The following is a 2,810-nucleotide window of genomic DNA, read 5'->3' as shown; positions in this document are numbered from 1 at the left end:
CAGCGCCTCGCGCCAGTATGCGGCCTGTTGTTGCAACACCTCGCCCGCCAGCCATTGCCGCTGCCAGCTCGCATAATCGGCGTACTGGATCGACAACGGCGGTAGCGGATCGGCTTCGCCACGGGCAAACGCCCGATACAGCAGGCTCAGCTCGTTGATCAAGATCCCCATCGACCACCCGTCCGAGACGATGTGGTGCATGGTCACGAAGAAAACGTATTCGTCGTGGGCGAGCTGTACCAGCACGCCACGGATCAACGGACCGCGTTCCAGGGCGAAGGGTGCTTGTGCCTCCTCGGCCAATAACTGCTCCAGCTTCGCCTCGCGCTCGGGCATATCGCGCAGATCGTGAACGATCAACTGGAAGCCGCTGTCTTCGGCCGCGACCCGCTGCAATGCCTGCCCATCGATCAACGCGAAGGTCGTGCGCAGCGACGCATGCCGGGCCACGATGCGATCCAGCGCACGTTGCAGCGCCTGCGTCTCCAGTGCTCCGCGCAAGCGCAGGCCGCCGCTGATGTGATACGCCTGACTGACGCCCTCGAACTGGGATAGGAACCAGAGCCGTTGCTGCGCAAACGACAGCACCCGCGGCGCATCCGGCTCCAGCGGCAAGATCGGCGGCAAGATCGCGCCGGACGAAGACATCACACACGCGGCAAGCTGCTGGAGCGTGGCATGGGCAAACAACTCGGCCACGCCGATCTCGACATCCAGCTCCTGACGCAAGCGCGAAGCGACCCGTACCGCCAACAACGAATGCCCGCCGAGGGCGAAGAAGTTATCGTGCCGACCGATTGTCTCCAGACCCAGTAGATCGCCCCAAATCGTGGCAATGGCCTGTTCGATTGCGCCCTGCGGTGCTTCATACGCACGCACCGCGTAGGCTGCGTCATCCGGCGCGGGCAATGCCTTGCGATCCAGCTTGCCGTTCGGAGTCAGGGGCAGCGCTTCCAATTGTACGTAGGCCGCCGGCACCATGTAGTCCGGCAGCACATCGGATAGCCAATTGCGCAAGGTTTCTGAGCCAAAATGCTCGGACCTCACATCTTCTGCACCGACCCAATACGCCACCAGCCGTTTATCGTTCTCTGCGGCCGCATCCAGCGCCACCACCACGCACTCGCGCACACTCTCATGCGCGCTCAGCCGTGCCTCGATCTCGCCCAACTCGATGCGGAAGCCACGGATCTTGACTTGATGATCGTTACGTCCGACAAACTCGATCACGCCGTCTACACGCCAACGTCCCAGATCGCCAGTGCGATACATCCGTGCCGTCGGATCGGCGCTGAACGGATCCGTGAGGAAGCGTTCGGTGGTCAAATCGTCTAAGTTGAGATAACCCAGGCCAACACCATCGCCACCGATATACAGCTCGCCCACTATCCCAATCGGCACCGGCGCACCCTGTGTATCCAGAATGTAGATCCGCGTATTGGCGATCGGACGACCAATCGGAAGACTGCTTACACCATCATCAATCTCCCCGACCTCATAGGTGGCTGCGAAGGTCGTGGTTTCGGTCGGACCGTAACCATTCAAAAGATGTTGAGGACCGTCGCCACCCAACAGAACCTTCGCCACTATTCTTGGATCAAGCGCATCGCCCCCAGCCAGCAGATAACGCAAGCGGCTCAGGCAGCTTTTCATGCTTTCTGCGTATTGATGGAACAGCCCTGCAGTTAAGAACAGGATGGTCATTCCTTCGCGTTCGATCATCTCTGCCAACCGTACTTGGCTCAGCAAAACATCTGCTTCGATGACGACCATGCGCGCGCCATTGAGCAACGCGCCCCAGACCTCCAACGTGGTCGCATCGAAACTCGGATTAGCTGCAAAAGCGACACGGTCGCTCGGATGGAACGGCAGATATCCGTTGTTCAATACCAGACGATTGATACCACGATGCGGTATTTCGACCCCCTTCGGCAACCCTGTCGAACCAGAGGTGTACATGACATAAGCGCTTGTACTGCCATGTGAGTACAATCGCAGATTGTCAGATTGCGCCGCGTTCACTGCGGCATCGTCAATGTTGACCCGTAAGACCTCAAGCGGCTCTGGCAAGATGGTATCCGTAACAACCAACACCCTAACGGCGCCGCAATCGGCGTGCATATAGGCCAGCCGCTCCGGCGGATAGGCCGGGTCCAGCGGCACATACGCACCGCCCGCCTTCAGCACCGCCAGCAGCGCCACCACCATCTCCACACTACGCTGCACACAGATCGCCACACGGTCGTCCGGACGCACACCCAATCCGCGCAGGTAATGTGCCAAGCGATTGGCTCGCGCATTCAACTCCGCATACGTCAGCGACACCTCACCCTGCACCACCGCGATGGCCGAGGGATCACGCGCGACCTGCGCCTCGAACAACTCGTGCACACACGCATCGCGCGGATAATCCGCTGCCGTCGCATTCCACTCCGTCAACACCTGATGCCGCTCGGCATCCGGCAAAACGTCGAGCGCGCGTACCGCCGTCTCCGGCACATCGGCAAGCGCATCGGCCAGCTCTTCCAACGCCTTCACCAGGAATGCGCATATCCGCTCCGGAACCAGTGGCCGCTGCGACTGCACCGTCACCGCAAAAACAGACCCCATATCGTCCACAGAAACGACAAGCGGATAATTCGTCCGCTCGTGACTCGACAGCATCTCGAGCCCCTCCCAGGCCATTGCCTCGGCAGCGCCTTCTGCCTGGGCGCTATGCCGGTAATTGAGCAAGGAGGTAAACAACGGCGCCGGTGCCGGAACACTGCTGCAACGCTGCGCCAGCGACAGCGGCGCATGCTCGTGCCGCA

At 60.7% G+C, this 2,810-nt stretch carries 1 protein-coding gene; it reads right to left on the bottom strand.

The window, feature by feature from the left end:
• A partial coding sequence (locus tag XalbCFBP2523_RS15595) for a non-ribosomal peptide synthetase (protein ID WP_146084135.1) occupies nt 1–2,810 on the bottom strand: 2,810 nt, incomplete at both ends.

Source organism: Xanthomonas albilineans, assembly GCF_002939705.1.
In the GTDB taxonomy this organism is placed as follows: domain Bacteria; phylum Pseudomonadota; class Gammaproteobacteria; order Xanthomonadales; family Xanthomonadaceae; genus Xanthomonas_A; species Xanthomonas_A albilineans.
Note: the sequence above shows the minus strand (reverse complement) of the source record. Positions and strands in the feature narration are given on the sequence as shown.